The 22,605-nt window shown below is 71.9% G+C and carries 20 protein-coding genes; 9 read left to right on the top strand and 11 right to left on the bottom strand.

Annotated features, from left to right (window positions below):
- Window positions 1-15: 15 nt before the first annotated feature.
- The 3 genes from gatA to HHX33_RS16345 form a co-directional block, all read right to left on the bottom strand.
- On the bottom strand, window positions 16-1,506 hold the full coding sequence (gatA, locus tag HHX33_RS16355; RefSeq protein ID WP_182875359.1) for an Asp-tRNA(Asn)/Glu-tRNA(Gln) amidotransferase subunit GatA: 1,491 nt from the start codon (window positions 1,504-1,506) through the stop codon (window positions 16-18).
- Complete coding sequence (gene gatC / locus HHX33_RS16350; RefSeq protein ID WP_111698808.1) at window positions 1,503-1,802, bottom strand: Asp-tRNA(Asn)/Glu-tRNA(Gln) amidotransferase subunit GatC; 300 nt, start codon at window positions 1,800-1,802, stop codon at window positions 1,503-1,505. The genes gatA and gatC overlap by 4 nt, the downstream gene beginning before the upstream one ends.
- A 133-nt stretch (window positions 1,803-1,935) precedes the next feature.
- Complete coding sequence (locus HHX33_RS16345; protein ID WP_182875358.1) at window positions 1,936-4,074, bottom strand: putative bifunctional diguanylate cyclase/phosphodiesterase; 2,139 nt, start codon at window positions 4,072-4,074, stop codon at window positions 1,936-1,938.
- Window positions 4,075-4,361: 287 nt separating this feature from the next.
- On the opposite strand from HHX33_RS16345, the gene HHX33_RS16340 reads away from it, so the two are divergent.
- From HHX33_RS16340 to HHX33_RS16330, 3 genes are all read left to right on the top strand, one after another.
- Entirely contained in the window at window positions 4,362-5,774 is a 1,413-nt protein-coding gene (locus HHX33_RS16340) for a glycoside hydrolase family 6 protein (RefSeq protein WP_182875357.1), read from the top strand.
- A gap of 152 nt (window positions 5,775-5,926) precedes the next feature.
- On the top strand, window positions 5,927-6,352 hold the full coding sequence (locus HHX33_RS16335; RefSeq protein ID WP_182875356.1) for a hypothetical protein: 426 nt from the start codon (window positions 5,927-5,929) through the stop codon (window positions 6,350-6,352).
- Between the two features lie 160 nt (window positions 6,353-6,512).
- Window positions 6,513-7,946, top strand: a complete 1,434-nt coding sequence (locus tag HHX33_RS16330) for an ATP-binding protein (RefSeq protein WP_182875355.1) — start codon at window positions 6,513-6,515, stop codon at window positions 7,944-7,946.
- Between the two features lie 87 nt (window positions 7,947-8,033).
- Here the strand turns inward: HHX33_RS16330 and ligA are convergent, their stop codons facing one another.
- The 3 genes from ligA to HHX33_RS16315 all read right to left on the bottom strand — a co-directional run bounded on the left by ligA (window position 8,034) and on the right by HHX33_RS16315 (window position 12,219).
- A complete protein-coding gene (ligA, locus tag HHX33_RS16325) occupies window positions 8,034-10,352 on the bottom strand; it encodes an NAD-dependent DNA ligase LigA (protein WP_310741405.1) in 2,319 nt (772 codons plus the stop codon).
- Window positions 10,353-10,619: 267 nt separating this feature from the next.
- The gene (locus HHX33_RS16320; RefSeq protein ID WP_182875354.1) at window positions 10,620-11,093 is read right to left on the bottom strand and encodes a hypothetical protein; all 474 of its coding nucleotides are present in this window, start codon (window positions 11,091-11,093) and stop codon (window positions 10,620-10,622) included.
- A gap of 121 nt (window positions 11,094-11,214) precedes the next feature.
- Window positions 11,215-12,219 carry a methionine synthase gene (locus tag HHX33_RS16315; protein ID WP_182875353.1) on the bottom strand — a complete coding sequence of 335 codons (1,005 nt, stop codon included), beginning with the start codon at window positions 12,217-12,219 and terminating at the stop codon, window positions 11,215-11,217.
- 18 nt (window positions 12,220-12,237) lie between these two features.
- Here HHX33_RS16315 and HHX33_RS16310 point away from each other — a divergent pair, with 18 nt between their 5' ends.
- Window positions 12,238-12,867 carry an MBL fold metallo-hydrolase gene (locus HHX33_RS16310; protein WP_182875352.1) on the top strand — a complete coding sequence of 210 codons (630 nt, stop codon included), beginning with the start codon at window positions 12,238-12,240 and terminating at the stop codon, window positions 12,865-12,867.
- 2 nt (window positions 12,868-12,869) lie between these two features.
- On the opposite strand, the gene mnmA is transcribed toward HHX33_RS16310, so the two are convergent.
- Window positions 12,870-13,967, bottom strand: coding sequence for a tRNA 2-thiouridine(34) synthase MnmA (gene mnmA / locus HHX33_RS16305; protein WP_259402541.1), 1,098 nt, complete (start codon window positions 13,965-13,967; stop codon window positions 12,870-12,872).
- Window positions 13,968-14,043: 76 nt separating this feature from the next.
- Here mnmA and HHX33_RS16300 point away from each other — a divergent pair, with 76 nt between their 5' ends.
- From HHX33_RS16300 to HHX33_RS16290, 3 genes are all read left to right on the top strand, one after another.
- A complete protein-coding gene (locus HHX33_RS16300) occupies window positions 14,044-15,084 on the top strand; it encodes a DUF695 domain-containing protein (RefSeq protein ID WP_182875351.1) in 1,041 nt (346 codons plus the stop codon).
- A 148-nt stretch (window positions 15,085-15,232) separates the two neighbouring features.
- A complete protein-coding gene (locus HHX33_RS16295; RefSeq protein ID WP_220501866.1) occupies window positions 15,233-16,153 on the top strand; it encodes a Rieske 2Fe-2S domain-containing protein in 921 nt (306 codons plus the stop codon).
- Window positions 16,150-16,695: a hemerythrin domain-containing protein gene (locus HHX33_RS16290; RefSeq protein ID WP_182875350.1), complete on the top strand. Its 546-nt coding sequence runs from the start codon at window positions 16,150-16,152 to the stop codon at window positions 16,693-16,695. The genes HHX33_RS16295 and HHX33_RS16290 overlap by 4 nt, the downstream gene beginning before the upstream one ends.
- A gap of 33 nt (window positions 16,696-16,728) precedes the next feature.
- Here HHX33_RS16290 and HHX33_RS16285 read toward each other — a convergent pair whose 3' ends face one another.
- Window positions 16,729-17,883: a cysteine desulfurase family protein gene (locus HHX33_RS16285; RefSeq protein WP_310741404.1), complete on the bottom strand. Its 1,155-nt coding sequence runs from the start codon at window positions 17,881-17,883 to the stop codon at window positions 16,729-16,731.
- A 120-nt stretch (window positions 17,884-18,003) separates the two neighbouring features.
- Between HHX33_RS16285 and HHX33_RS16280 the strand changes: the two genes are divergently transcribed.
- Together HHX33_RS16280 and HHX33_RS16275 are read left to right on the top strand one after the other, a co-directional pair.
- Complete coding sequence (locus tag HHX33_RS16280; RefSeq protein WP_182875348.1) at window positions 18,004-18,495, top strand: TetR/AcrR family transcriptional regulator; 492 nt, start codon at window positions 18,004-18,006, stop codon at window positions 18,493-18,495.
- A gap of 289 nt (window positions 18,496-18,784) precedes the next feature.
- Window positions 18,785-20,002 carry an MFS transporter gene (locus HHX33_RS16275; protein WP_182875347.1) on the top strand — a complete coding sequence of 406 codons (1,218 nt, stop codon included), beginning with the start codon at window positions 18,785-18,787 and terminating at the stop codon, window positions 20,000-20,002.
- Between the two features lie 44 nt (window positions 20,003-20,046).
- Here HHX33_RS16275 and HHX33_RS16270 read toward each other — a convergent pair whose 3' ends face one another.
- From HHX33_RS16270 to HHX33_RS16260, 3 genes are all read right to left on the bottom strand, one after another.
- Window positions 20,047-20,580, bottom strand: coding sequence for an SRPBCC family protein (locus HHX33_RS16270; RefSeq protein WP_182875346.1), 534 nt, complete (start codon window positions 20,578-20,580; stop codon window positions 20,047-20,049).
- A gap of 171 nt (window positions 20,581-20,751) precedes the next feature.
- Window positions 20,752-21,705: an electron transfer flavoprotein subunit alpha/FixB family protein gene (locus HHX33_RS16265; protein ID WP_182875345.1), complete on the bottom strand. Its 954-nt coding sequence runs from the start codon at window positions 21,703-21,705 to the stop codon at window positions 20,752-20,754.
- A gap of 11 nt (window positions 21,706-21,716) precedes the next feature.
- Window positions 21,717-22,496 (bottom strand): electron transfer flavoprotein subunit beta/FixA family protein, encoded by a 780-nt coding sequence (locus HHX33_RS16260; protein ID WP_111698838.1) that lies wholly within the window; start codon window positions 22,494-22,496, stop codon window positions 21,717-21,719.
- Window positions 22,497-22,605: the final 109 nt, after the last annotated feature.

Below are 22,605 nucleotides of genomic sequence, written 5' to 3'. Positions count from 1 at the left end.
CCCTCCCCTCGGCGGTCAGAGCGCGGGCGCGCGGGACAGCAGCGGGCCGCCCCACCGGCTCTCGAAGGCCTTCTCCACGGCCGCGCCGACCCGGTAGCAGCGGTCGTCGGCGAGGACCGGGGCCATGACCTGGAGCCCGACCGGAAGGCCGTCCTCGTCCGCCAGGCCGCACGGCACCGAGATCGCGGCGTTTCCGGCCAGGTTGGTCGGGATCGTGCACAGGTCGGCGAGGTACATCGCCATCGGGTCGTCGGCCCGCTCCCCGATCGGGAACGCGGTGGTCGGCGTGGTCGGCGAGACCAGCGCGTCCACCTGCTGGAAGGCCGCCTCGAAGTCACGCATGATCAGCGTGCGGACCTTCTGCGCCTGCCCGTAGTAGGCGTCGTAGTAGCCCGACGACAAAGCGTACGTGCCGAGCATGATGCGCCGCTTGACCTCGGGTCCGAAGCCGGCCGCGCGGGTGAGCGCCATGACCTCCTCGGCACTGCGGGTGCCGTCGTCGCCGACCCGCAGGCCGTACCGCATGGCGTCGAAGCGGGCCAGGTTGGACGAGCACTCCGACGGCGCGATGAGGTAGTACGCGGGCAGCGCGTAGGAGAACGCCGGGCAGGAGACCTCGACGACCTTGGCCCCGAGCGACTCCAGCAGGTCGACGGCCTCGTGGAAGCGGGCGAGCACGCCGGGCTGGTAGCCCTCCCCGGCGAACTCCTTGACCACGCCGATCCGCATGCCCGCCACGTCGGCCTGCCGCGCGGCCTCCACCACCGGCGGCACCGGCGCGTCGACGGAGGTCGAGTCGAGCGGGTCGTGGCCGGAGAACGCCTCGTGCAGCAGCGCCGCGTCGAGCACGGTGCGGGCGAACGGCCCGGGCGTGTCGAGCGAGGACGCGAACGCGATCAGGCCGTAGCGGGACGAGCCCCCGTACGTCGGCTTCATGCCGACGATGCCGGTCACCGCGGCCGGCTGGCGGATCGAGCCGCCGGTGTCGGTGCCGGTGGAGAGCGGCGCCTCGTAGGCGGACACCGCGGCCGACGAGCCACCCGACGAACCGCCCGGGATCCGGGACAGGTCCCACGGGTTGTGCGTCGGCCCGTACGCCGAGTTCTCCGTGGACGACCCCATGGCGAACTCGTCGAGGTTCGTCTTGCCCAGGATCACCAGCCCGGCCGCGCGCAGCCGGCCGGTCACGGTCGCGTCGTACGGCGGGCGCCAGCCTTCGAGGATCTTCGAACCGGCCGTCGTCGGCATGTCGGCCGTGGTGAACACGTCCTTGTGCGCGATGGGCACCCCGGCCAGCGGGCCGGGGCTCTCGCCCCCGGCCAGGCGCTCGTCCACCTGGCGGGCCTGGGCCAGCGTCGACTCGGCGTCGACGTGCAGGAAGGCGTTGACGCGGCCGTCGACCTCGGCGATCCGGTCGAGGTGGGCCTGGGCGACCTCGACGGCGCTGACCTCGCGGGCGGCGATGAGTGCGCCCAGTTCGGCGGCGGTCTTCCGGATCAAACTCATTCTTCCTCCCCGAGGATCCGCGGCACGCGGAACCGGTCGTCCTCCACCGCGGGCGCGCCGGACAGGGCTCCCTCGGGTGTCAGACCCGGCCGTACGGCGTCGGGACGGAAGACGTTGGTCAGCGGCAGCGCGTGCGAGGACGGCGGGATGTCGCCGGCCGCCACCTCCGAGACGCGGGCGACGGCGCCGACGATCTGGTCGAGCTGGGCGGCGAAGTGGTCGAGCTCGTCGTCGGCCAGTGCCAGCCGGGACAGCCGGGCGAGGTGAGCGACCTCATCGCGGGTTATGGCGGACATGAGTCGTCGAACCCGTTTCATGATGGAGATTGGACCCACCCATCCTAGGGCTCGCCGCCGAGCGCGGCCGACCCGGCGACGCCGCGTCACACGGTCTTAATACGAGCTTTCCCACCGGCGGGCCCGAGGCGATTCAGTGCGAGGCGAGCCGGGTGTCACCCGCGGAGCCCAGGGCGGCGCCGAGCCGGTCGCGCAGCCAGGTGGTGGCATCGGCGGCGGACATGGGTTTGCCCAGCCACCACCCCTGCCCCGCGTGGCAGCCCATCTCCCGCAGCGACTCCGCGATCTCGGGCGACTCGACGCCCTCGGCGACCGACCTCAGCCCGAGGGACCGGACGAGGTCGATGATCGAGCGGACGATCCGCTCGTCGTCCCCCGGCTCCCCGAGCCGCCGTACGAACGACGCGTCGATCTTGACCTCGGAGACCGGGAGCCGCTGGAGCCGGACCAGGGAGGAGTAGCCGGTGCCGAAGTCGTCCAGCGAGAGCTGGACGCCGAGCCCGGCCAGCGTGCGGATGGCCTCGGCGCTGTAGGCCTGGTCGGTCATCAGGATGCGCTCGGTGACCTCCAGCCGGATGGCCTCCGGCGGCAGGTCCAGCTTCTCCAGCCCCGCCTCCAGCTGCTCGGGCAGGCCCGAGTCGAGCAGGTCGCGGGCCGACACGTTCACCGAGACCGGCACGTCCAGGCCCGCGTGCCACCAGCGCGCCGCCTGCCGCAGCGCCTTCCCGATCACGTGCTGGGTGAGCTCGCGCATGAGGTACGACTGCTCGGCCAGCGGGATGAACTCGGCGGGCGAGATCGGCCCGCGCACCGGGTGCCACCAGCGCAGCAGCGCCTCGACACCCTCGACTCTGCCGTCCTCCAGGCTCACCTTGGGCTGATAGTGGAGCTCCAGCTCGTCGGCGTCGATCGCCCGCCGCAGGTCGCCGAGCAGGCTCAGCCGCTCGGGCGAGTTGCGGTCCTTGCCCGGCAGGTAGAACTCGACGCCGGTGCGGCCCTCCTTGGCGAGGTACATCGCGACGTCGGAGCGCTGCATCAGCAGCTCGAAGTCCGGGGCGTGGTCGGGATAGAGCGCGATGCCGACCGACGCGTCGAGGTCGAACGTCATGCCCTCGAGACGTACCGGCTCGGTCAGCGCGACCCGCAGCCGCGACGCGACCTCCCTTGCCGCCTGCGCGTCCCTGATGGACGGGAGCAGCACCGCGAACTCGTCCCCGCCGAGGCGGGCGACCACGTCGCCCGGCCGTACGCTGTGGGTGAGCCGGTGGGCCACGATCTGCAGCAGCCGGTCGCCGACCGGGTGGCCGAGCGTGTCGTTGACCTCCTTGAAGCGGTCGAGGTCGAGCAGCAGCAGCCCCACCCGCTCGTGCGCGCGCGCCTCGGCCAGCGCCTCCTCCGTGCGTACGATCAGGATCTTGCGGTTCGGCAGGCCGGTGAGCCCGTCGTGCGTCGCCTGGTGGTCGCGGCGGAGCGAGAGCGTCGCGGTCCAGTGGACGGCGGCCAGCGGCGCGACGAACAGCGGTACCAGCGCGGGGGAATGCGCCATCACCACCACGACCAGCGGCGCGAGGCCGAGCAGCGTCCCGTAGACGAGCGCCTGCGGGCCGATCGAGGCCTTCATCACCCGGAGCAGGGGGCGGCGCTCGTGCAGCGCCACCGCCTGGCAGACCAGGACGGCGCGGACCACGAAGTACGCCGCGGCGGCCAGCGCGATGGCGGGGATGTCCATGCCGTCGGGCGTCCACGGCGAGCGCGGCCCCGGGTGCGCGCCGAACGCGGCCAGGGCGCCGGCCGCGGCCGTGCAGGCGAGGGTCACCTGGGCGAGGTTGAACAGCACCCGGTGCCAGGCCCTGCGGTGCACCAGCCCGCTGACCACCACGGCGACCGCCTGCATCAGCGCCGCCGTCGGCAGGCCCTGGTACATGAGCACGGCGAAGGTGAACATCGTGGAGGTCGGCGTGCCCCCGACCAGCGTCGAGGAGCTGAACATGATCGGACGCAGCTCGCCGAGGACCACGAGGACGGTCAGCATCCAGAACAACGGGGTGCGCGCGGCCTCGGCCAGCGGGCCGGCGCCCAGCCCGAACTCGGCGATGGCGAGCGCGGAGACGCCGGCGGCGCTGACCACCGTGAGGTACGCCCATAAAGGCGATCCGGGGCGTGGTCCGGTGTCCCGGGTGTCGACGGGCACACTCAGTTCGCCCAGGTCGGCGGCCGGGAGGAGAACGCGTGGCACCCCGGTGAGCGGCATGAGACCGCGTGAAAGCGTCATAGGTAAGAAACCCCCCAAGAGGTCACTATCGGAGGGTACGGCCTGTGGGCCACTTCGCGAAACCGGTTGGGCACACTGAGTCACCATGATTTCCGGAGAAATCACGGCACGGCCGGACTCGTGGTGAAAGTTTCAAGTGATCCACGCGCCCATTCCCCCGCCCGCCTGCGCCTATTAGGTTGATCGTCCAGCCGAACTCACATCGGCCCTTCTTGGACCCCCGTCCCGGTCCCTACGATCCGAGGGAACTGTGGGAGCGCTCCCACATTACCGGACGGAGTAATTCCATGTCTCGCAGAAGGCCCTTGACGGCGGCCATTCTCGCTGCGGCCACCACGGCCGCGGTGGGAGCGGCCGTTGTGACCTCCACCGCGGCCCAGGCCGCCGACTCCGTTTTCTACGTGGACCCGACGACCAGCGCCGCCAAGTGGGTCGCCGCCAACCCCAATGACAGCAAGACCGCGGTGATCCGGGACCGCATCGCCGCCGTCCCGCAGGGCCGCTGGTTCGCCAGCTACAACCCCTCTGCAGTGCGCAGCCAGGTCGACGCCTACGTGGGCGCGGCGGCGGCGGCCGGCAAGATCCCGATCATGGTGGTCTACGAGATGCCGAACCGCGACTGCGGCGGCGCGAGCGCGGGTGGCGCTCCCGACCACGCGTCGTACCGCGCCTGGATCGACCAGGTCGCCGCGGGCCTCGGCGGGCGTCCGGCCTACATCATCCTGGAGCCCGACGCGCTGGCCATCATGCCGAACTGCATGAACTCCTCGCAGCAGGCCGAGGTCCAGGCCTCCATGGCGTACGCCGGCAAGAAGTTCAAGGCCACCTCCTCGCAGGTCAAGGTCTACTTCGACGCGGGCAACGAGGCCTGGGTGGGCGCCTCCGACATGGCCAACCGCCTGCGGGGCGCCGACATCGCCAACAGCGCGGACGGCATCTCGCTCAACGTCTCCAACTACCGGTCCACCTCCCCCACGGTCTCCTACGCCAAGAACGTCATCGGGGCCACCGGCCTGTCCTGGCTGAAGGCCGTGATCGACACCAGCCGCAACGGCAACGGCCCGGTCGGCAGCGAGTGGTGTGACCCGGCCGGCCGCGCCACCGGCACCTGGAGCACCACCAACACCGGCGACTCGGCGATCGCCGCGTACCTGTGGGTCAAGCCTCCGGGCGAGTCCGACGGCTGCATCGCCCCGGCCGGTCAGTTCGTCCCGCAGCGGGCGTACGACCTGGCGATCGCCGCCCCGTACACCCCGCCGCAGTCCCCGTCGGCCTCGCCGACGCGGTCCCCGTCTCAGTCGCCGTCGCCCTCCCCGTCTCCCTCCCCCTCTCCGTCCACTTCGCCCACCCGGTCGCCCTCCGCCTCGCCTTCGGCGTCGCCGACCTTCACCGGCGACAAGGGCTGCACGGCGGTCTACAAGGTCGTCAGCGCGTGGGGCGGCGGTTTCCAGGGTGAGGTCGCCGTGACCAACGCGGGCTCCTCGGCGATCAGCAACTGGACGGTCAAGTGGAACATGCCCGGCGGGCAGTCCATCACCCAGTCGTGGAACGCCAACCTGACCGGCACCACCAGCATCACGGCCTCGAACCTGAACTGGAACGGGAACCTCGCCCCGGGTGCCAGCACCACGTTCGGCTTCCTCGGCAACTCCAGCGGAACCCCCTCCACCCCCAACCCGCTGAGCTGCACCGCTTCCTGATCACCGCGTGAAACCAGGCGTGCCGTACGGTCCTCCCCAGCCGTACGGCACGCCTTCGCTTTATCCATCGTCACTCACATTGGGTGATCGATTGACAGCGAAGCGTTTAGGATGTCATGCAACTACCGTCACTACTCCCCCAGTAGGTGCTCATGGGTGACGACGCCCTGTGCGAAGAGCAGGCAAGCCGGCGCGACGCGATCGACGGCAAAGTGGTCGAGCTGCGCCCCTTCAGGCGGCGAGGGAGTGACCCGATCCGGCTGCAGATCGGAGAGCGCCCCTGGCGGCCTACTTCCGACACCCGTGTGGTCGAGATCTACGAGGAATGCGACCCGCCCACCGCGGGACTGATCGAACAGGACGGCAGGCTCTACGTTTTCGACTGCATCGACGGTCGCGGGTCGAAAGTCAGCTTCTGGGCCTACACCCAGGTCGACGCGATCGAGGTGAGCCGCCTCCAGAACGCCGCGGGCGACGACCTCATCCGCCTGCTGGACGGACTCTTCGCCGACAGACCCTCCATGGCCGCCCTCGCCTTCGACAACCTCATCGAGTCAAGCGCCCCCATCAACTCCTGAGGTTGGCGCTTCGGGCAGCCACCCGGGCGACAGCGCACCCCGGTTCGCACGGGACCGGGGCGTCTGGCTTGCCGGTTCTCGGCGCCCAGGAAACACCCGAACCCAATAATGTAAGATCGCATCTACGTTAGATTGGTTCTACGTATGTGCGGGACGACCAATGGACTTCAAGGGCCGGGCTGCCGACCTCGAGCTGCTCGACGGGCAGCTGCGACAGGTGAGGGACGGGCAGGGCGGCACTCGCGGTCGTGCGGTGATCATGATGGGCCGCCGCCGGGTGGGGAAGTCGCGGCTGGTTCAGGAGTTCTGCGATCGCTCCGGTGTCCCGTCTGTGGTCTTCCAGGCCACCAGGGGGCGCAATCCGGTGACCGAGCGCGCCGACTTCGTCGGCATGCTCGGACAGTCCGCCTTGCCCGGTGCGGAACTGGTCGCCGGAGTACAGGCGGCGGACTGGAACCAGGCGCTGCGCACCTTGGCCCTGGCCGTGCCCGATGACAGGCCGAGCATCGCGGTCATCGACGAGGTGCCGTGGCTGGTGGAGCAGGACCGCGAGTTCGAAGGGGCGTTGCAGACGGTCTGGGATCGGCACCTGTCCGAGAAGCCGGTGCTGCTCATCCTCGTCGGCAGCGACCTGTCGGTGATGGAGGCCCTGCAGTCCTACGGCCGCCCCTTCTTCGGCCGCGCCGCGAAGATGACCGTCCAGCCGCTCCATCCCGCGGACGTGGCCGTGATGACCGGTCTGAACGCCGCCGAGGCCATCGACGCCTACCTGATCACCGGTGGTTTCCCGGAGGTGGTCCAGGCATGGAGGCCAGGCATGAGCCGCGTCGACTACCTGCGGGAGTCGCTGGCCAATCCGCTGTCCGCGCTGCTGATGGCCGGCGAGCTGTCGTTGCTGGGAGAGTTTCCCGAGACCTCCCACTCTCGGGCGGTTCTGTCGGCGGTGGGCAGCGGAGAGCGCACGTTCTCCTCCATCGCCACCGAGGCGGGCGGCGCGACTCCGCTGGCCTCCGGCACGCTCTCCCCGCTGCTGTCCACCCTCGTCGGCAAGCGGGTGCTGGCCGTCGACGCTCCCCTCTCAGCCAAGCCGGACACCAAGAACAAGCGCTACCGCATCGCCGATCCGTATCTGCGGTTCTGGCTCGCCTTCCTCGACCGGGGCATTCCGCTGGTCGAGCGCGGCCGGGGGGAGCGTGTCCTGGCCTCCATCGAACGCTCCTGGACCTCCTGGCGTGGCCGCGCCGTCGAGCCTGTGGTCCGGGAGGCCCTGCTGCGACTGTTGCCGGACGACCGATGGCCCGAGACCGAGGCCGTCGGAGGCTGGTGGAACCGTCAGAACAACCCCGAGATCGATCTCGTCGGGGCCGACCGCGAGCCGGTCGCGCGGCACGTCCACTTCGTCGGCTCGATCAAGTGGCTGGAGAACGCGTCGTTCGGGCGGCACGAGTACGAGAGCCTGGTGCGCGACCTGCTCGCCGTCCCCGGCGCCGACACGAAAACCGCGCTGGTGGCCGTCTCCCGGTCGGGTGTCGACGACAACCTGCCGCTCGCCGCGCACTGGGGCCCCGAAGAGCTGCTGGCCGCCTGGCCATGACGGCCCGGGGCCGTCACGGCAGCCGTACGCCTCGCCGCTGATCCGACTCGCGGCGACTCCGAGTGCCCGGGCGCTCCGGGCGTCGAGTCACTCCTCGGGGGTGACGGCGGCGGCGCGGGCGGCGTCCGGGCCCTCACGGAGAAGCGTGTGGAAGCCCTCCTCGTTAAGGATGGGAACGCCGGCCTTGACCGCCTTGTCGTACTTCGAGCCGGGGTTGTCCCCCACCACGAGGAAGCCGGTCTTCTTTGACACCGACGAGGTGACCTTGCCCCCCTGGGCGGTGATGGCCTCGCTCGCCTCATCGCGGCTGAAGTCCGCGAGCGTGCCGGTGACGACGAACGTCAGCCCCTCAAGGGGGCGCGGCCCCTCGTCGGCCGCCGACTCGTCGGCCATCCGGACTCCGGCGGCCCGCCATCTCTCGATGATCTCCCGATGCCAGTCGACCTCGAACCATTCCTTGATCGTGGCGGCGACCCTCGGGCCGATGCCCTCCACCGCCGCGAGCTCCTCCTCCGACGCCTTGGCGATAGCGTCGATCGAACGGAACTCGTCCGCCAGGGCGCGGGCCGTCGGCGGCCCGATGTGCCGGATCGTCAGCGCCACGAGCACCCGCCACAGCGGCTGGTCCTTCTTCTCCTCCAGTTGCTGGAGGATCAGCTCCGCGTGCTTGCTCGGCTCGCCGGACATGTTGGCGAAGAACGAGACCACCTTCGGCTCGCCGGTCTCCGGATCGGTCTTCGGCAGGCCCGTGTCGGCGTCGCGGACCACGGACCTGATCGGCAGCAGCTTGTCGATCGTCAGGTCGAACAGGTCGGCCTCGGTGCGGACCGGCGGCTCCTGCGGCGGCAGCGGCTGGGTCAGCGCGGTCGCGGCCACATAGCCCAGCCCGTCGATGTCGAACGCGTTGCGCCCGGCCGCGAAGAAGATCCGCTCACGGAGTTGCGCGGGGCACGAGCGGGCGTTCGGGCAGCGCAGGTCGGCGTCGCCCTCCCGCTCGTAGGCCAATGCGGTTCTGCACTCCGGGCAGTGCGTGGGCATGACGAACTCCCGCTCGCCGCCCTGCCGCAGGTCGACGACCGGACCGACGATCTCGGGGATGACGTCGCCCGCCTTGCGCAGCACCACGGTGTCGCCGATGAGCACGCCCTTGCGCGCCACCTCCGAGGCGTTGTGCAGCGTCGCGCGCTCCACGGTCGACCCCGCCACCACCACCGGCTTCATCACGCCGAACGGCGTGACCCGGCCGGTCCTGCCCACACCGACCTGGATGTCGAGGAGCTTCGTGGTGACCTCCTCGGGCGGGTACTTGAACGCGATCGCCCAGCGAGGCGCCCTGCTGGTCGATCCGAGCTGCCGTTGCACGGGAATCCGGTCGATCTTGACGACCACCCCGTCGATCTCGTATTCGGGATCGTGCCGGTGCTCGTTGTAGTGGGCGACGAACCCGCGGATCTCTTCGAGGCTCTCCACGACCCTGTAGCGGTCGCTGACCGGGAGGCCGAGGTCGCGCAGCCGCTCGTAGACCGCCGACTGGGTGCCGGGCAGCGGCCCGCCGCCCTCCCACTTGCCCACGCCGTGGACGATCATCCGGAGCGGCCGCTGCGCGGTGACGCGCGGGTCCTTCTGCCGCAGCGAGCCCGCGGCCGAGTTGCGCGGGTTGGCGAACGGCGGCTTGCCCGCGTCCATGAGCTGCTCGTTCAGCTTCTTGAAGCCCTCGACCGGCAGGAAGACCTCGCCGCGGACCTCCAGCAGGTTGGGCACGTCGTCCCCGGTCAGGCGGTCGGGCACGTCGCCTAGCGTGCGGACGTTAGGGGTGATGTCGTCGCCGGTGCGCCCGTCGCCCCGGGTCGCGCCGCGCACCAGGCGGCCCTTCTCGTACACGAGCGCCACGGCCAGGCCGTCGATCTTCAGCTCGCACAGGTAGGGCCCGGGGTCGGCCTCGATGAGCCGTTCCGCCCTGGCCTGCCAGGCGGCGAGGTCGACGTCGTCGAAGGCGTTGTCGAGGCTCTCCATGCGCTGGAGATGGGTGACGGGGGCGAACTCGGTGGAGATCGGCGCTCCCACGTTCTGCGTGGGCGAGTCAGGCGTCCGCAGGTCGGGATGCCTCTCCTCCAGGGCGAGGATCTCCCGCATCCAGCCGTCGTACTCGGCGTCGCTCACCGTGGGCGAGTCGAGCACGTAGTAGCGCCAGTTGGCGTCCTGAAGCAGCTCCGCGAGCTCGGCGTGCCGCTCCCGCGCCTCGCTCGGCGCGCTCTGCGCACCTCCCGAGCCCTCCGCGCTCTCCGCGCTTCCCGTGACTTGCCCGCTCTGCGACGTTCCCGAGCGCTCCGCGCTCCCCGCGAGCTCGCCCGTCGCATCCCCGAACTCGTCCACGATGTCGTCGAGCCCGTCCGCCCTGTCGGTCACGTCGCCCGTCTCCCCTCGTCAACGACCCAGGCCAACCGTATCTCCGGCGGCCGACAGAACGCGAAGGACGGGGGCGGGAGCCGCGCCGAGGACGAGGAACGGCTCCCGCCGGACCACTCCGCGAGGGGACCGCTCCAGACCGCGCGGCCCCTCGTTTTCAGGAGCGATCGAGAATTACGGTAGACCGCTTGCAGCCCACTTTCATTCCTTTTTGTCCGGGTCAACTCGGGCCGGTCAGGGTGGATGGAGGGGGACCGGCCCGAGAGCTCAGCCGCCCTGGGTCCAGACCCGTTCCCAGCGCGAGCAACGGCCGGTGACGCGGGTCGCGGTGCCCCGGCAGACCCTGGCCTTGGCGAGCAGCATGTATCCGGCGTTCACCCTGAAGGCGCGCGGAGTGGACTGCGAGCAGTTGCGGAAGGTCGCGGTGCGGTACCTGCCGTGGTCGGTCAGCCACTTGATCGTCACCCACGAACAGGTCCTGGCGCCGCCCGCGTCGTAGAGGTCGCCGGCGACACGCAGGCCCGACGAGGTCGACCGGACCGATCCGCTCGCCCAGCCCTTGTAGTCGGAGGACGCCGTCGGCCCCCACTTCCAGGTCTCCGCGGCGGAAACGGCGGAAGCGGTGGAAGCGGCCGTGGCCGACGTGGCGGCCGAGGCCGGAGCGGCGGCGAGCCCCACGGACAGGGCGGCGGACAGGCCGGTGGCGGCGAGAGGGAGCAGAAGGCGCGCGGCGCTTCGCATGGGTCTTTCTCCTGACGGGTGAACTTCCAGCACGTCAAGAGATAGGCCCCGGGGCTTGTGAATCACTTGGGAACGGGCTGGGAGATCGCTTGGATCACCCTGGCGCCCCCACTCGCCCCTCTTACTCGCCGGGGTCCTCGCGCAGGACCCGGGCCGCCTCCCGGCACCGGGCCAGCGCCGCCCTGGCGTACGCGGGCGAGGCCCCGGCCAGGCCGCAGGCGGGGGTGAGCACGACCTGCTCGGCGAGCCGGGCGGGCGGGAAGCCGAGGCGCCGCCACAGCTCCACCGCCGGTCGGGCCACCACGCCGACGTCCGCCAGCCGGGCGTCCGTGCCGGGCACGACGCCGAGTAGCAGCGCGAGGCCCTTCTCGATCGTCTCGCCCAGTTCGTCCTCGTCCCTGCGCCGCAGCAGCCCCGCGTCCACCGAGACGCCGCGCGCGCCCGCCGTACGGATCACCTCGTACGGCACGCCCGGCGCGCAGCAGTGGACGACCGGGAAGGCGGGCGCGAGCGCGGACAGCACCGTCCGCAGCCGCTCGGCCGCGACGGGCGACTCGACGGCGGCCAGCCGCCCGAAGCCGGACGCGGTCGGCACCGTGCCCGCCAGCACGCCGGGCAGCCCCGGCTCGTCGATCTGGACGACGAGGTCCGCTCCCGGGACCCGCCGCCGGACCTCCGCCACGTGCTGCGCCAGTCCCTCGGCCAGCGACTCGGTCAGGTCGCGTACGGCTCCTGCGTCGGCGAGCACCTTGTCGCCGTACCTGAGCTCGATCGCCCCGGCGAGCGTCCACGGGCCACACGCCTGGATCTTGAACGGCCCCCGGTAGCCCTGGGTCACCTCCTCCAGGCCGTCGAGGTCGCGGGTGAGATGGTCCCTGGCCCGCTTGAAATCCCGGCCCGGCCGGTCGGAGAGCCGCCAGCCGGACGGCTGCACCTCGACGGGCAGCTCGACCAGCAGCGACGCCGTACGGCCGATCATGTCCGCGCCGACTCCGCGGGCGGGCAACTCGGGCAGATAGGGCATGGGCAGCTCGCCGAACGCGGTGCGCAACGCCTCAAGATGGTCCTCGCCCGGGTAGGACCCCACCCCGGTGGCCGTGGCCTCGCTCCACGGGTACTCGCTCACGGTCACTAGCTTAGAGACATGAAACTCACCAAACTCGGTCACGCGTGCTGGCGGCTGGAGAAGGACGGGCGGACGCTCGTCATCGACCCCGGCACATTCAGCGGCCCGGGGCTCCTCGTCGGCGCGGACGCGGTGCTGATCACCCACGAGCACTTCGACCACGTGGACGCGGGCCTGCTCGCGAACGCGAGCCCCGACCTGGAGGTCTTCACCTGCCGGGCCGTCGCCGACCAGCTCGGCGACATCCCGGCGAAGGTCCAGGTCGTCACCCACGGGGACGGCTTCGACACGGCGGGCTTCCACGTCAGCGCGATCGGCGAGTGGCACGCGCTCAACCTTCCCGACGTCCCGCCGGTGCAGAACATCGGCTTCTTCGTGGACGACGAGGTGTTCTACCCCGGCGACGCCCTCACGCCGCCGGGACGCGAGGTCCCGACGCTGCTCGTGCCGACCAGCGCGCCGTGGCTCAAGGCCGCCGAGATGCTGCTCTACCTGCGGTACGTCCGTCCCGCGCGGGCGTACTCGACCCATGACGGCATCGTCAACGACATCGGCGCGACGCTGATCGACAACTGGCTCGGCATGGAGGCCGGCCGGCAGAAGGCCGACTTCCGCCGCATCCCGGTCGGCGAGAGCGTGGAGGTCTGACCTCAGACGGCCGAGGCGATCGTGGCGGAGCCGAGGACGGCGTCCCCGTCGTAGAGGACGGCCCCCTGGCCCGCCGCGACGCCGGTGGCCGGACGGTCCAGCTCGATGTGCAGCTCGCCGCCGGACAGCTGGGCGCGGCAGTCGTACACCTCGCCGTGCGCGCGTAGCTGCACCCGGCACGTGATCGGCTCGTACGGCTCCGGCAGCGGCCCGTTCCACACCGGGCGCTCGCCCACGACGGCGCGCACCTCCAGCGAGGCGCGCGGCCCGACGGTGACCGTGTTGGACACCGGCTCGATCGACAGCACGTAGCGCGGCCTGCCGTCGGCGGCGGGCCGGTCGACGCGCAAACCCTTGCGCTGCCCGATCGTGAAGCCGTACGCCCCCTGGTGGCTGCCGACCACCTGGCCGGTGAGCGCGTCGACGATCGGCCCCTCGGCCGCGCCGAGCCGCTCGGCGAGGAACGCCCGGGTGTCGCCGTCGGCGATGAAGCAGATGTCGTGGCTGTCCGGCTTGTCGGCCACGGTCAGCCCGCGCCGCGCGGCCTCCTCGCGCACCTCGGCCTTGGTCGAGCCGCCCAGCGGGAAGATCGCGTGCGCGAGCTGCTCACGGGTGAGCACGCCCAGCACGTACGACTGGTCCTTGGCGTCGTCGACGCTGCGCCGCAGCACGCCGTCCTCAAGCCGCGCGTGGTGGCCGGTGGCGACGGCGTCGAAGCCGAGCGCGAGCGCCCGGTCGAGCACCGCCTCGAACTTGATCTTCTCGTTGCAGCGCAGGCAGGGATTGGGGGTGCGCCCTGCGGCGTACTCCCCGACGAAGTCCTCGACCACGTCGCGGTGGAACCGTTCGGCCATGTCCCACACGTAGAAGGGGATGCCGATGACGTCGGCGGCGCGGCGCGCGTCGCGGGCGTCCTCAAGGGTGCAGCAGCCGCGCGCACCGGTGCGGTAGGACTGCGGGTTGGACGACAGCGCCAGGTGGACGCCGGTCACGTCGTGCCCCGCCTCGGCGATCCGGGCGGCGGCCACCGCGGAGTCGACCCCGCCGGACATGGCGGCGAGGACGCGGAGCTTTCCCGTGGGCTTTGCTGTGGGAGCCATAACAGTTCGAGGTTACCGCCCGCGGGCGCGCGCCCGCGTTGGCATCGGGGCGGGCGGGCTGGGAGGATGCGGGGTCATGCGACTGTTCGGGCGCGAGAGCGAGTCCGCCGACCCCGCCGAGGCCATCGCCGCGTTCTGGGCCTGGTGGGAACAGGCCCGTCCGGGGATCGACGCGCACGTGGAGGCGGAGGATCCCGAGGCCCTGGCCGAGACCATCGGCCCGGCCGTCGCCGCGCTGCACCCGTCCCTCGTCTGGGAGGTCGTGCCCGGGCGTCTCGCCGTGCACGCGCTGGTCGTCAGCGCGTCGGGCGATCCGGAGCTGCGGCCGTTCGCCCACCGCTGGGCCCTGGCCGCGCCGCCGGTCGACGCGATGTGGGAGTTCCACCCGTCCCGGCAGGCGAACCCGCAGGCCGCGAACCTCACGGTCGGCGTCGCCGGGCGGGAGTTCGGGCTCGACCGGCTGGTGGTGGCGCTGCGCGTGCCGCCCGGCACGCCGCGCGTGGACGTCACCGCCTTTCACCCCATATTTCCGGACATCGATGACGACGCCCGGATGGAGGCGGCCCTCACCGCCCTCGACTGGCTGCTGGGCGAGGACGAGGTGGCCCGCTGGGTCGGCGAGATCCGGGCCGCCGAGTTCGAGCCGATCGACGCCCTCCCGGCGATCCACCTCCCCTCGGTCGTCGCCGACGTGGCGGAGGGGTTCAAGGAGGAGCAGTGGGCGCTGCTGGAGGGCCACACGGCCACCGGCGCCCGCCTCACCGCCGCGGCCCGCTATCCCCTGCGACCGGTCGACTTCCCGCTGTTCGACCAGCACATCGCCGTCACGCTGCCGTACGAGCACGCGGACGCGGACGGGCAGCCCGCCGGGGCCTCCCTGGACGCGCTGCGCGAGTTCGAGGAGCGGCTGACCGGACGGCTGGCCGCGCACGGCTCGGCCGTGCTGGCGGCCCACCTGAGCGCCGACCACACCCGGACGCTGCATCTCTACGCCGACCCCTCCGGGGACGTGCCGCCGGTGATCGAGGAGGTCGCGGCCGGCTGGAAGGAGGGACCCGCCCGGATCGAGACGGCCGAGGATCCCTCCTGGAGCGCGGTCGCCCCCTTCCTGACCTGAACCGGCTTCCTGCCTCGAACCAGAAATTCAGCGCGTTTCATGACATACGGGACGGGCACGCCGCGATAGACGCGACGCGCGGGCGGGCGCCCGCGTTCCACCCGTTCCCGCAGCCTGCGGGGCCGATCCGATGGGATTGGGGTCGGACATGGCTCACCGCGCACTGCACCGGATGATGGACGCGATCGAGGGCGAAGGCCGCCTCGACCGGCCGGGCCATCGGCTCGAACAGGGTCTCGCGTTCACGGAGAACCTCCTCGGGGTCACCAGGGGCCGCGCCCGCGGCCTCCTGCACGGCGTATGGCTGGGACACCCCCTTCATCCGCTGCTCACCGACGTCCCGATCGGCTCGTGGACGACGGCGCTGGTCCTGGACCTCACCGGGCACAGGCGGGCCGCGCGGACGGCCGTGGGAGTCGGCCTCGCCGGAGCGCTGGCCGCGGCCGTGACCGGCCTGCACGACTGGCAGCACACCCACGACAACGCCCGGCGGGTCGGACTGGTCCACGGCACGCTCAACGCGCTCGCCCTCGGCCTGTACGGCTGGTCGTGGTGGCAGCGGGGCCGGGACCGCCATCTGCGCGGGCGGCTCGCCGCCCTGCTCGGCTATCCGGTGATCATGGTCAGCGGCCACCTCGGCGGGGCGCTCACCTACAACCACCGGATCGGGGTCGACCAGACGGACCGGCGGCTCGAACCACGCCGTTTCACCCGGGTGCTGGCCGAGCGCGAGCTGACCGACGGCAGGCCGCATCGGGCGCGGGCGGGTGGCGTGGAGGTCGTCCTGGTCCGCTCGGACGGCCGCGTCCACGCCCTGGAGGACGCCTGCCCGCACCTGGGCGGCCCCCTGTCCCAGGGCTGGCTCCGTGACGGCTCCATCACCTGTCCCTGGCACGGCTCGGCGTTCGAGCTGCACAGCGGAGAGAGCCTGAACGGCCCGGCCGTCACGCCCGCGCCGTGCTTCCAGACCCGCGTACGCGACAGGTGGATCGAGGTACGCCGGGCGCCCACGGTGGTCACCGCGCCGCCCGGAAGCACCCTGGTCCACCAGCAGGAGGTGCGGCCATGAGGAGGCGGCCCGAGGTGCTCACCGAGGTACGGGAGGCGCCGGAGCGCGAGAAGGCCACGCGGGTGCTCGTGGAGCACCACGAGGTGCTGCGCGGGCTCATGCGGCGCCTGCTGGCGACGCCGCGCTCCCAACCCCGACGGCGGCGCGCGCTCGCCGACGAGCTGTTCGACGAGCTGCGGATGCACGAGGTCATCGAGGAGGAGATCTTCTATCCCGCGATGCGGGACGTCACCCCGGGCATCGCGGCCGCCTGGTCCGAGCACCGCCAGCTCAGCGACCAGCTCGCGGCGCTGGTCCGCGCCGACCCGCGCGCCGGGCGGTTCGACCGGGAGCTGGGGGTGATGCACGACGCGCTGGAGTCGCACGCCCACCTGGACGAGGAACGGGAGATGTTCCCCGAGATCGAGCGCTTCGCGGACGAGGACCTGCTGGTCGAGCTGGGTGACCGGCTCCGGGACCGGCTGCGGCAACTGCGTTCGTCACGGCGCACGCGGCTGGTCCTCCGCCTGCAACGGGCGCTGCTGCGCCGGACCGCCCGATAGCGGCGTACGGCGGAGGTATACGGCGATGGCGCCCTACGACAGGCCGGCGCGGCGGGCGCGCTCCACGACCTGTCCGATGACCTCGGTGACCCGGTCGACGTCCTCCTCGGTGGACGTGTGGCCGAGCGAGAAGCGCAGCGAGCCACGGGCGCGCACGCCGTCCTGACCCATCGCCAGCAGCACGTGGGACGGCTGGGCCACCCCGGCCGAGCAGGCCGAGCCGGTGGAGCACTCCACGCCCTTGGCGTCGAGCAGCATGAGCAGGGCGTCGCCCTCGCAGCCGGGGAACGAGAAGTGGGCGTTGGCCGGCAGCCGGTCCGCCGGGTCGCCGTTCAGCACGACGTCGGGCACGGCCCGCCGTACGCGCTCGACGAGGTCGTCGCGGAGCGCCGACAGGCGCTCCGCGGTCGCGGGCTGCCGCGCGACGGCGGTCTCGACGGCCGCGGCGAACCCGGCGATGGCCGGGGCGTCGAGCGTGCCGGAGCGGATGTCGCGTTCCTGCCCGCCGCCGTGCAGGACGGGGACGGGATCGACGCCGCGCGCCAGCAGCAACGCCCCCACGCCCACGGGCCCGCCGACCTTGTGGCCGGAGACGGTCATGGCGTCCACGCCCGAGTCGGCGAACGAGACCGGAAGCTGGCCGACCGCCTGCACCGCGTCGGTGTGGAACGGGATGCCGTGCTCGTGCGCGATGGCGGCCAGCACGTGCACCGGCTGAACGGTGCCCACCTCGTTGTTGGCCCACATCACGCTCACCAGCGCGACGTCGTCCGGGTCGCGGGCGATGGCCTCGCGCAGCGTCTCGGGGTGGACCCGGCCCTGCTCGTCGACCGGGAGTAACTCGACCCGGGCGTCATGGTTGTCGCCCAGCCAGTGGGCGGGGTCGAGGGCGGCGTGGTGCTCGATCGCGCTGACCAGGATCCTCGGCCGCTTCCTCGCCCAGAACAGGCCCTTGATGGCGAGGTTGTCGGCCTCGGTGCCGCCGGCCGTGAACACGACCTCGCTGGGCCGGGCGCCGAGCGCGCCGGCGATCGTCTCGCGCGACTCCTCGACGACCCGGCGGGCGCGACGGCCCGCCGCGTGCAGGGAGGAGGGATTGCCCACCTGGCCGAGCTGGGCCGTCATCGCCTCGATCGCCTCGGGCCGCATCGGGGTGGTCGAGGCATGGTCCAAGTACGCAGATCCCACGACCCCTCCCCTGAACGCCTTTTCGTGCGCACCAAGCGTATCCGGGGAGAAGGGGAACACCGGAACGGTGTCGCGAGTTAACCGTCCAGACGGTACAGTAGGCGGCATGAGGAGGGTGGCATGAGGCGAGACGAGTTGCTCGACGCGGCCGAGGCCCTGCTGCAGGACCAGGGCGCCCAGGCCCTGACCCTGGCGGCGGTGGCCGAGCGCGCCGGCGTCAGCAAGGGCGGCCTCCTCTACCACTTCGCCAGCAAGGAGGCGCTCGTCAGAGGGATGATCGAGCGCCTGATCGCCGACTTCGACGCGCTGATCGAGGCCCAGGGGGAGAGCACCTACACGCGGTCCTACCTCGCCGCGACGTTCGAGGCGGTGGAGACCGGCCGGCTCCGGCGCTGGGCGGTGGTCACGGGCGCCGCCGGAGATCCCGCGCTGCTCGCGCCGCTGCGCGAGGCGATGGCCCGCTGGATGCGGCAGGGCCTGGACGACGAGCCCGACCCGCCGGCGTCCCAGATCGTACGGCTGGCCTGCGAGGGCGTCTGGGAGGTCGCCACCCACTGTGCGGCGATCATCGACTTCGCCGCCGTCCGCGCCAGGCTGCTCGCCCTGTTATAGGGCCCTTCTCAGCAGGCGCCGTCGCGGCGCTCTGGGCAACCCGTCCGCAACCCGTCCGCGCAACTCGCCCGCGTGACCCGTCCGCGCCCGCGCGGAGGTGACTCGTCCGCGCCCGCGCGGAATCCATGACGCGCCGCACCGGCGCGGACCGTGCCCACTACACCGAGCCGCACGCGCGACTGGTGGTCGCCCTTCCTTCCGGCTGATGCCGTGAAAGGGCGACCTGCTGCTGTGTGCCCACTTCTCCGGGTTCGGAAACCCACTTGACACACATGGAAAGGAAGCTGTGATGACCCGCGCTTTGAGGAAGGCCCGTCACGGGGCAGTCCTCACCTTCGTCCTGGCCGGCCTGATGTGCGGAACGTTCACCGTGCGCCTCCCCGCGCTGGCCGACCGGCTCCGCCTGCCGGAGTCGTCGGTCGGCCTCGCCCTGCTCGGCTGGGGAGTCGGCGCGCTGCTGACGATGCAGATCATGCGCGTCGTGCTGGGCAGAGCCGGGAGCCGCGGCGTCCTGCGCGCGGCCGTGCCCCTGTGCGCGGCATCACTGGTCCTCGTCGCGCTCGCGCCGACCTTCCCCGCCCTGGTCGCCGCCACCGCGCTGTTCGGCATGGCGTTCGGCGCGGTCGACGTCGGCATGAACGCGCAGGGCTCCCTGGTCGAGCGCGCGTACGGCCGGCCGATCATGATCGGCATGCACGCGGGCTGGTGCGTCGGCGCGATCTCGGCGGGCCTGCTGGGCACGGCCGCCATCGCGCTGGGCCTGTCCCTCACCACCCACATCCTCCTGGTGGCCCTGATCTCGGCGCCCGCCGCGCTGGCTCTCAGCCGTACCCACCTGCCCGACCGCGCGCCGGAGTCGGGCGCCGCACGGGAGAGCGGCCGGGCCCGGCGGAGGCTGCCGGGGGTCGTCTACCTGCTCGGTGCGATCACCTTCGCCGCTTTCATGGTCGAGGGCGTCGTCGCCGACTGGAACGGGCTCTACCTGCTCGGCACGCTGCACGCCTCCGAGGCGGTCGCCGCGCTCGGCTACCCGGTGTTCGAGGCCGGCATGCTGGTCGCGCGGCTCGGCGGCGACCGGCTGCGTGGACGCCTCGGCGCCCGCGCGCTGATCGCCATCTCCGGCGGAGCCACGGCCCTGGCGTTCCTCGCCGTCATCGCCGCGCCGGTGACGGCGGCGGCCGTGGCCGGGCTGTTCTTCGTCGGGCTCGCGGTGGCGACGATCTCACCGATGGCGCTGTCGCTCGCGGGCACCGCGACGGCCGAGCCGGGCCCCGCGATCGCGCAGGCGAGCGCCATGGGCTACGCGGGACTGCTGCTCGGGCCGGTCGTGATCGGCTTCCTGTCCGCCGCGGCGTCGCTGCGGCTGGCCATGGGCGTGGCCGTCGTCCTCGGCGTCGTCATCGCCGCGGCGGGGCGGCTGCTGCCCGCGTCCCGTACGGAGATCGTCCCGCTGCGGGCGTCCGCCCGGGACGGCGGCGGGGAGCCTCACCTGCCGCTGGCCGCCTGACACCCGCACCTACGCCCGGCCGGGGAGCCGGCCGGGGACGTCGGTCACCCCCGGCCGGCCTTGGCGGTCTCCTCGGCGAGGGTGACGAGCCGGTCCACGGTCTCGGGCAGCGCGCCGCCCAGGATCTTCTTCATGATGGGGGTCAGCACGAGCGCGGTCGGTCCCTTCACGACGACCTTGAAGGTCACCTCGCGCGTGCCGTCGCCGCGGTCCTCGATGGTGTGCTCCCAGTCCATGAAGGTGCCTCCGGGCAGGAAGAACCGGTCGGTGTACCTGCGCATGGGGTCGCACTCGATGATCTCGAAGCGGACGGCCGACTGGCCCTTCAGCTTGACGTGACCGGTGGCGCCGAGGGCGAACGGCCCCTCGTCGAGGCGGATCCAGTCCAGCCCGTCGTCCCAGCGGACGCGCGCGGGAACATCCTCCCAGAGGGGCCAGATGTGCTCCGGCTCGGCCGTGGTCTGCCGCGTGACCGTGATGAGGTGCGTGGTGCGCAGTTTTCCGAGCGCGGCCACCGTCGCGGCGATCACCGCCGTGCCGGCCGAACCACGTATGAGCATCTTGATCGCGCTTGCCATCCGAACCATCCCCTCGAATCTGGCCGTCTGTCTGTATCATACGTATGTATAAGACAAATTGCCAGGGATGGCGGTGATTTCGAGCGAGATCGCCCCACTACCCCCATACAACCTCATGAACGCCGGAAGCGGCGCCGCGTCAGCCGTGCGGCGCCGCTTCCGGTCCGGGTGCTACTTGCGCTTCTCGATCTCCTCGGTGAGCTGCGGGACGATCTGGAACAGGTCGCCCACCACGCCGTAGTCGGCGACTTCGAAGAGCGGCGCCTCGGCGTCCTTGTTGATCACCACGATCGTCTTCGAGGTCTGCATGCCGGCCCGGTGCTGGATCGCGCCGGAGATGCCGGCCGCGATGTAGAGCTGCGGCGACACCGTCTTGCCGGTCTGGCCGACCTGGAACTGGTGCGGGTACCACCCGGCGTCGGTCGCGGCGCGCGAGGCGCCGACCGCCGCGCCGAGGGAGTCGGCGAGCTTCTCGATGATCGCGAAGTTCTCGCCCGAGCCCACGCCCCGGCCGCCGGAGACCACGATCGCGGCCTCGGTCAGCTCGGGCCGGCCGCCCTTCTCCTGCACGACCCGCTCCACGATCCGCGCGGCGCGGGCGGCGTCCGACAGGGCGACCTCCACCTTCTCCTCGGCGCCGGCCCCGGCCGCCGCGACGGGAGCGGTGCTGTTCGGCCGGACGGTGATGATCGGAACGCCCCTGGTCACCCGGCTGTGGACGTTGACGCCGCCGCCGAAGATCGACTGCTCGGCGACGAAGCCCTCGCCGACGCCCACGGCGTCGGCGATCACACCGGAGTCCGTCTTGATCGCGAGCCGACCCGCGACCTCCTTGCCCTCACCGGTGGCCGCGAGGAAGACCGCGGCCGGGGAGCGCTCGGCCACCAGGTGCGCGAGCACCTCGGCCTTGGGCGCCGCCACGTAGTCGCCGATCTCGTCGGCCGCCGCCACGTAGATCTTCTCCGCGCCGTACTCGGCGAGCCTGGCCTTCGCGCTGTCCGAGTAGCCGGGGCCGGCCCACACCGCGGCCGGTGTGCCCAGCGACCGGGCCAGGGTCAGCAGCTCGAAGGTGACCTTCTTGACGTCGCCGTCGACGTGGTCGACGAGAACCAGGATCTCACTCATCTCGCAGCCCCTCAGATGAACTTCTTCGACGCGAGGAACTCGGCGGCCCTGGCGCCGCCGTCACCCTCGTCCTTGATCACAGTGCCCGCGGCCCGGGGTGGGGCGGCGGCGAAGTCGACGACCTCGCTCCAGGAGTTGGCGAGGCCCACCTGGTCGGCCGCGATGTCCGCGTCGGCGATGCCGAGCGTCTCGACCGGCTTCTTCTTGGCGGCCATGATCCCCTTGAACGACGGGTACCTCGGCTCGTTGATCTTCTCCACGACGGACACGACGGCCGGCAGCGAGGCCTCGACCTTGTCGTAGCCGTAGTCGGTGATCCGCTCGACCCGGATGGCGGTGCCCTCGACCTCGACCTTGCTCGCCAGGGTGAGCTGGGGGGCGCCGAGCCGCTCGGCCAGCATCGCGGCGAGCATCCCGGTGCGGGCGTCGGTCGACTCCGAGCCCAGGATGACCAGGTCGAAGCCGATCTTCTTCAACGCCTGGGAGACGGCGTAGGAGGTGCCCAGGGCGTCCGAGCCGTGCAGCGCGTCGTCGTGCAGGTGGACCGCCTTGTCCGCGCCCATCGCCAGGGCCTTTCGGATGGTCTCGGTGGTCTTGGCCGGGCCCATGCTCAGGACGGTGACCTCACCGCCGTGGGCCTCCTTGAGCCGCAGCGCCTCCTCGACCGCGTACTCGTCGAGCTCGTTGACGACGCCGTCGGCGGCGTCGCGGTCGAGCGTCTTGTCATCGGACCTCAGCTTGCGCTCGGTCGCCGTGTCGGGGACCTGCTTCACGCAGACGACGATGTTCATGGCCGGTGGCCGACCTCCCCTTTCCGTACGGCTGACGCCGCGGTTTCGGTACGTGGCGCGGGGTACGCGCACGTGCTGCAAGACTGCCAGGTGCTCGCGGGCGCGGTTG

The organism is Microbispora sp. H10670 (assembly GCF_014161385.1).
GTDB lineage: Bacteria > Actinomycetota > Actinomycetes > Streptosporangiales > Streptosporangiaceae > Microbispora > Microbispora triticiradicis.
Note: the sequence above shows the minus strand (reverse complement) of the source record. Positions and strands in the feature narration are given on the sequence as shown.

What these genes read in the sequence shown, in the direction of transcription:
- gatA (WP_182875359.1), bottom strand. Translation starts at nt 1,506, where the DNA reads ATGAGTTTGATCCGGAAGACCGCCGCCGAACTGGGCGCACTCATCGCC.
- HHX33_RS16295 (WP_220501866.1), top strand. Translation starts at nt 15,233, where the DNA reads ATGGCTCACCGCGCACTGCACCGGATGATGGACGCGATCGAGGGCGAA.
- mnmA (WP_259402541.1), bottom strand. Translation starts at nt 13,967, where the DNA reads ATGGCTCCCACAGCAAAGCCCACGGGAAAGCTCCGCGTCCTCGCCGCC.
- HHX33_RS16265 (WP_182875345.1), bottom strand. Translation starts at nt 21,705, where the DNA reads ATGAGTGAGATCCTGGTTCTCGTCGACCACGTCGACGGCGACGTCAAG.
- HHX33_RS16270 (WP_182875346.1), bottom strand. Translation starts at nt 20,580, where the DNA reads ATGGCAAGCGCGATCAAGATGCTCATACGTGGTTCGGCCGGCACGGCG.
- HHX33_RS16290 (WP_182875350.1), top strand. Translation starts at nt 16,150, where the DNA reads ATGAGGAGGCGGCCCGAGGTGCTCACCGAGGTACGGGAGGCGCCGGAG.
- HHX33_RS16260 (WP_111698838.1), bottom strand. Translation starts at nt 22,496, where the DNA reads ATGAACATCGTCGTCTGCGTGAAGCAGGTCCCCGACACGGCGACCGAG.
- HHX33_RS16280 (WP_182875348.1), top strand. Translation starts at nt 18,004, where the DNA reads ATGAGGCGAGACGAGTTGCTCGACGCGGCCGAGGCCCTGCTGCAGGAC.
- HHX33_RS16345 (WP_182875358.1), bottom strand. Translation starts at nt 4,074, where the DNA reads ATGACGCTTTCACGCGGTCTCATGCCGCTCACCGGGGTGCCACGCGTT.
- HHX33_RS16310 (WP_182875352.1), top strand. Translation starts at nt 12,238, where the DNA reads ATGAAACTCACCAAACTCGGTCACGCGTGCTGGCGGCTGGAGAAGGAC.
- HHX33_RS16320 (WP_182875354.1), bottom strand. Translation starts at nt 11,093, where the DNA reads ATGCGAAGCGCCGCGCGCCTTCTGCTCCCTCTCGCCGCCACCGGCCTG.
- HHX33_RS16275 (WP_182875347.1), top strand. Translation starts at nt 18,785, where the DNA reads ATGACCCGCGCTTTGAGGAAGGCCCGTCACGGGGCAGTCCTCACCTTC.
- HHX33_RS16300 (WP_182875351.1), top strand. Translation starts at nt 14,044, where the DNA reads ATGCGACTGTTCGGGCGCGAGAGCGAGTCCGCCGACCCCGCCGAGGCC.
- HHX33_RS16340 (WP_182875357.1), top strand. Translation starts at nt 4,362, where the DNA reads ATGTCTCGCAGAAGGCCCTTGACGGCGGCCATTCTCGCTGCGGCCACC.
- gatC (WP_111698808.1), bottom strand. Translation starts at nt 1,802, where the DNA reads ATGTCCGCCATAACCCGCGATGAGGTCGCTCACCTCGCCCGGCTGTCC.
- HHX33_RS16335 (WP_182875356.1), top strand. Translation starts at nt 5,927, where the DNA reads ATGGGTGACGACGCCCTGTGCGAAGAGCAGGCAAGCCGGCGCGACGCG.
- HHX33_RS16330 (WP_182875355.1), top strand. Translation starts at nt 6,513, where the DNA reads ATGGACTTCAAGGGCCGGGCTGCCGACCTCGAGCTGCTCGACGGGCAG.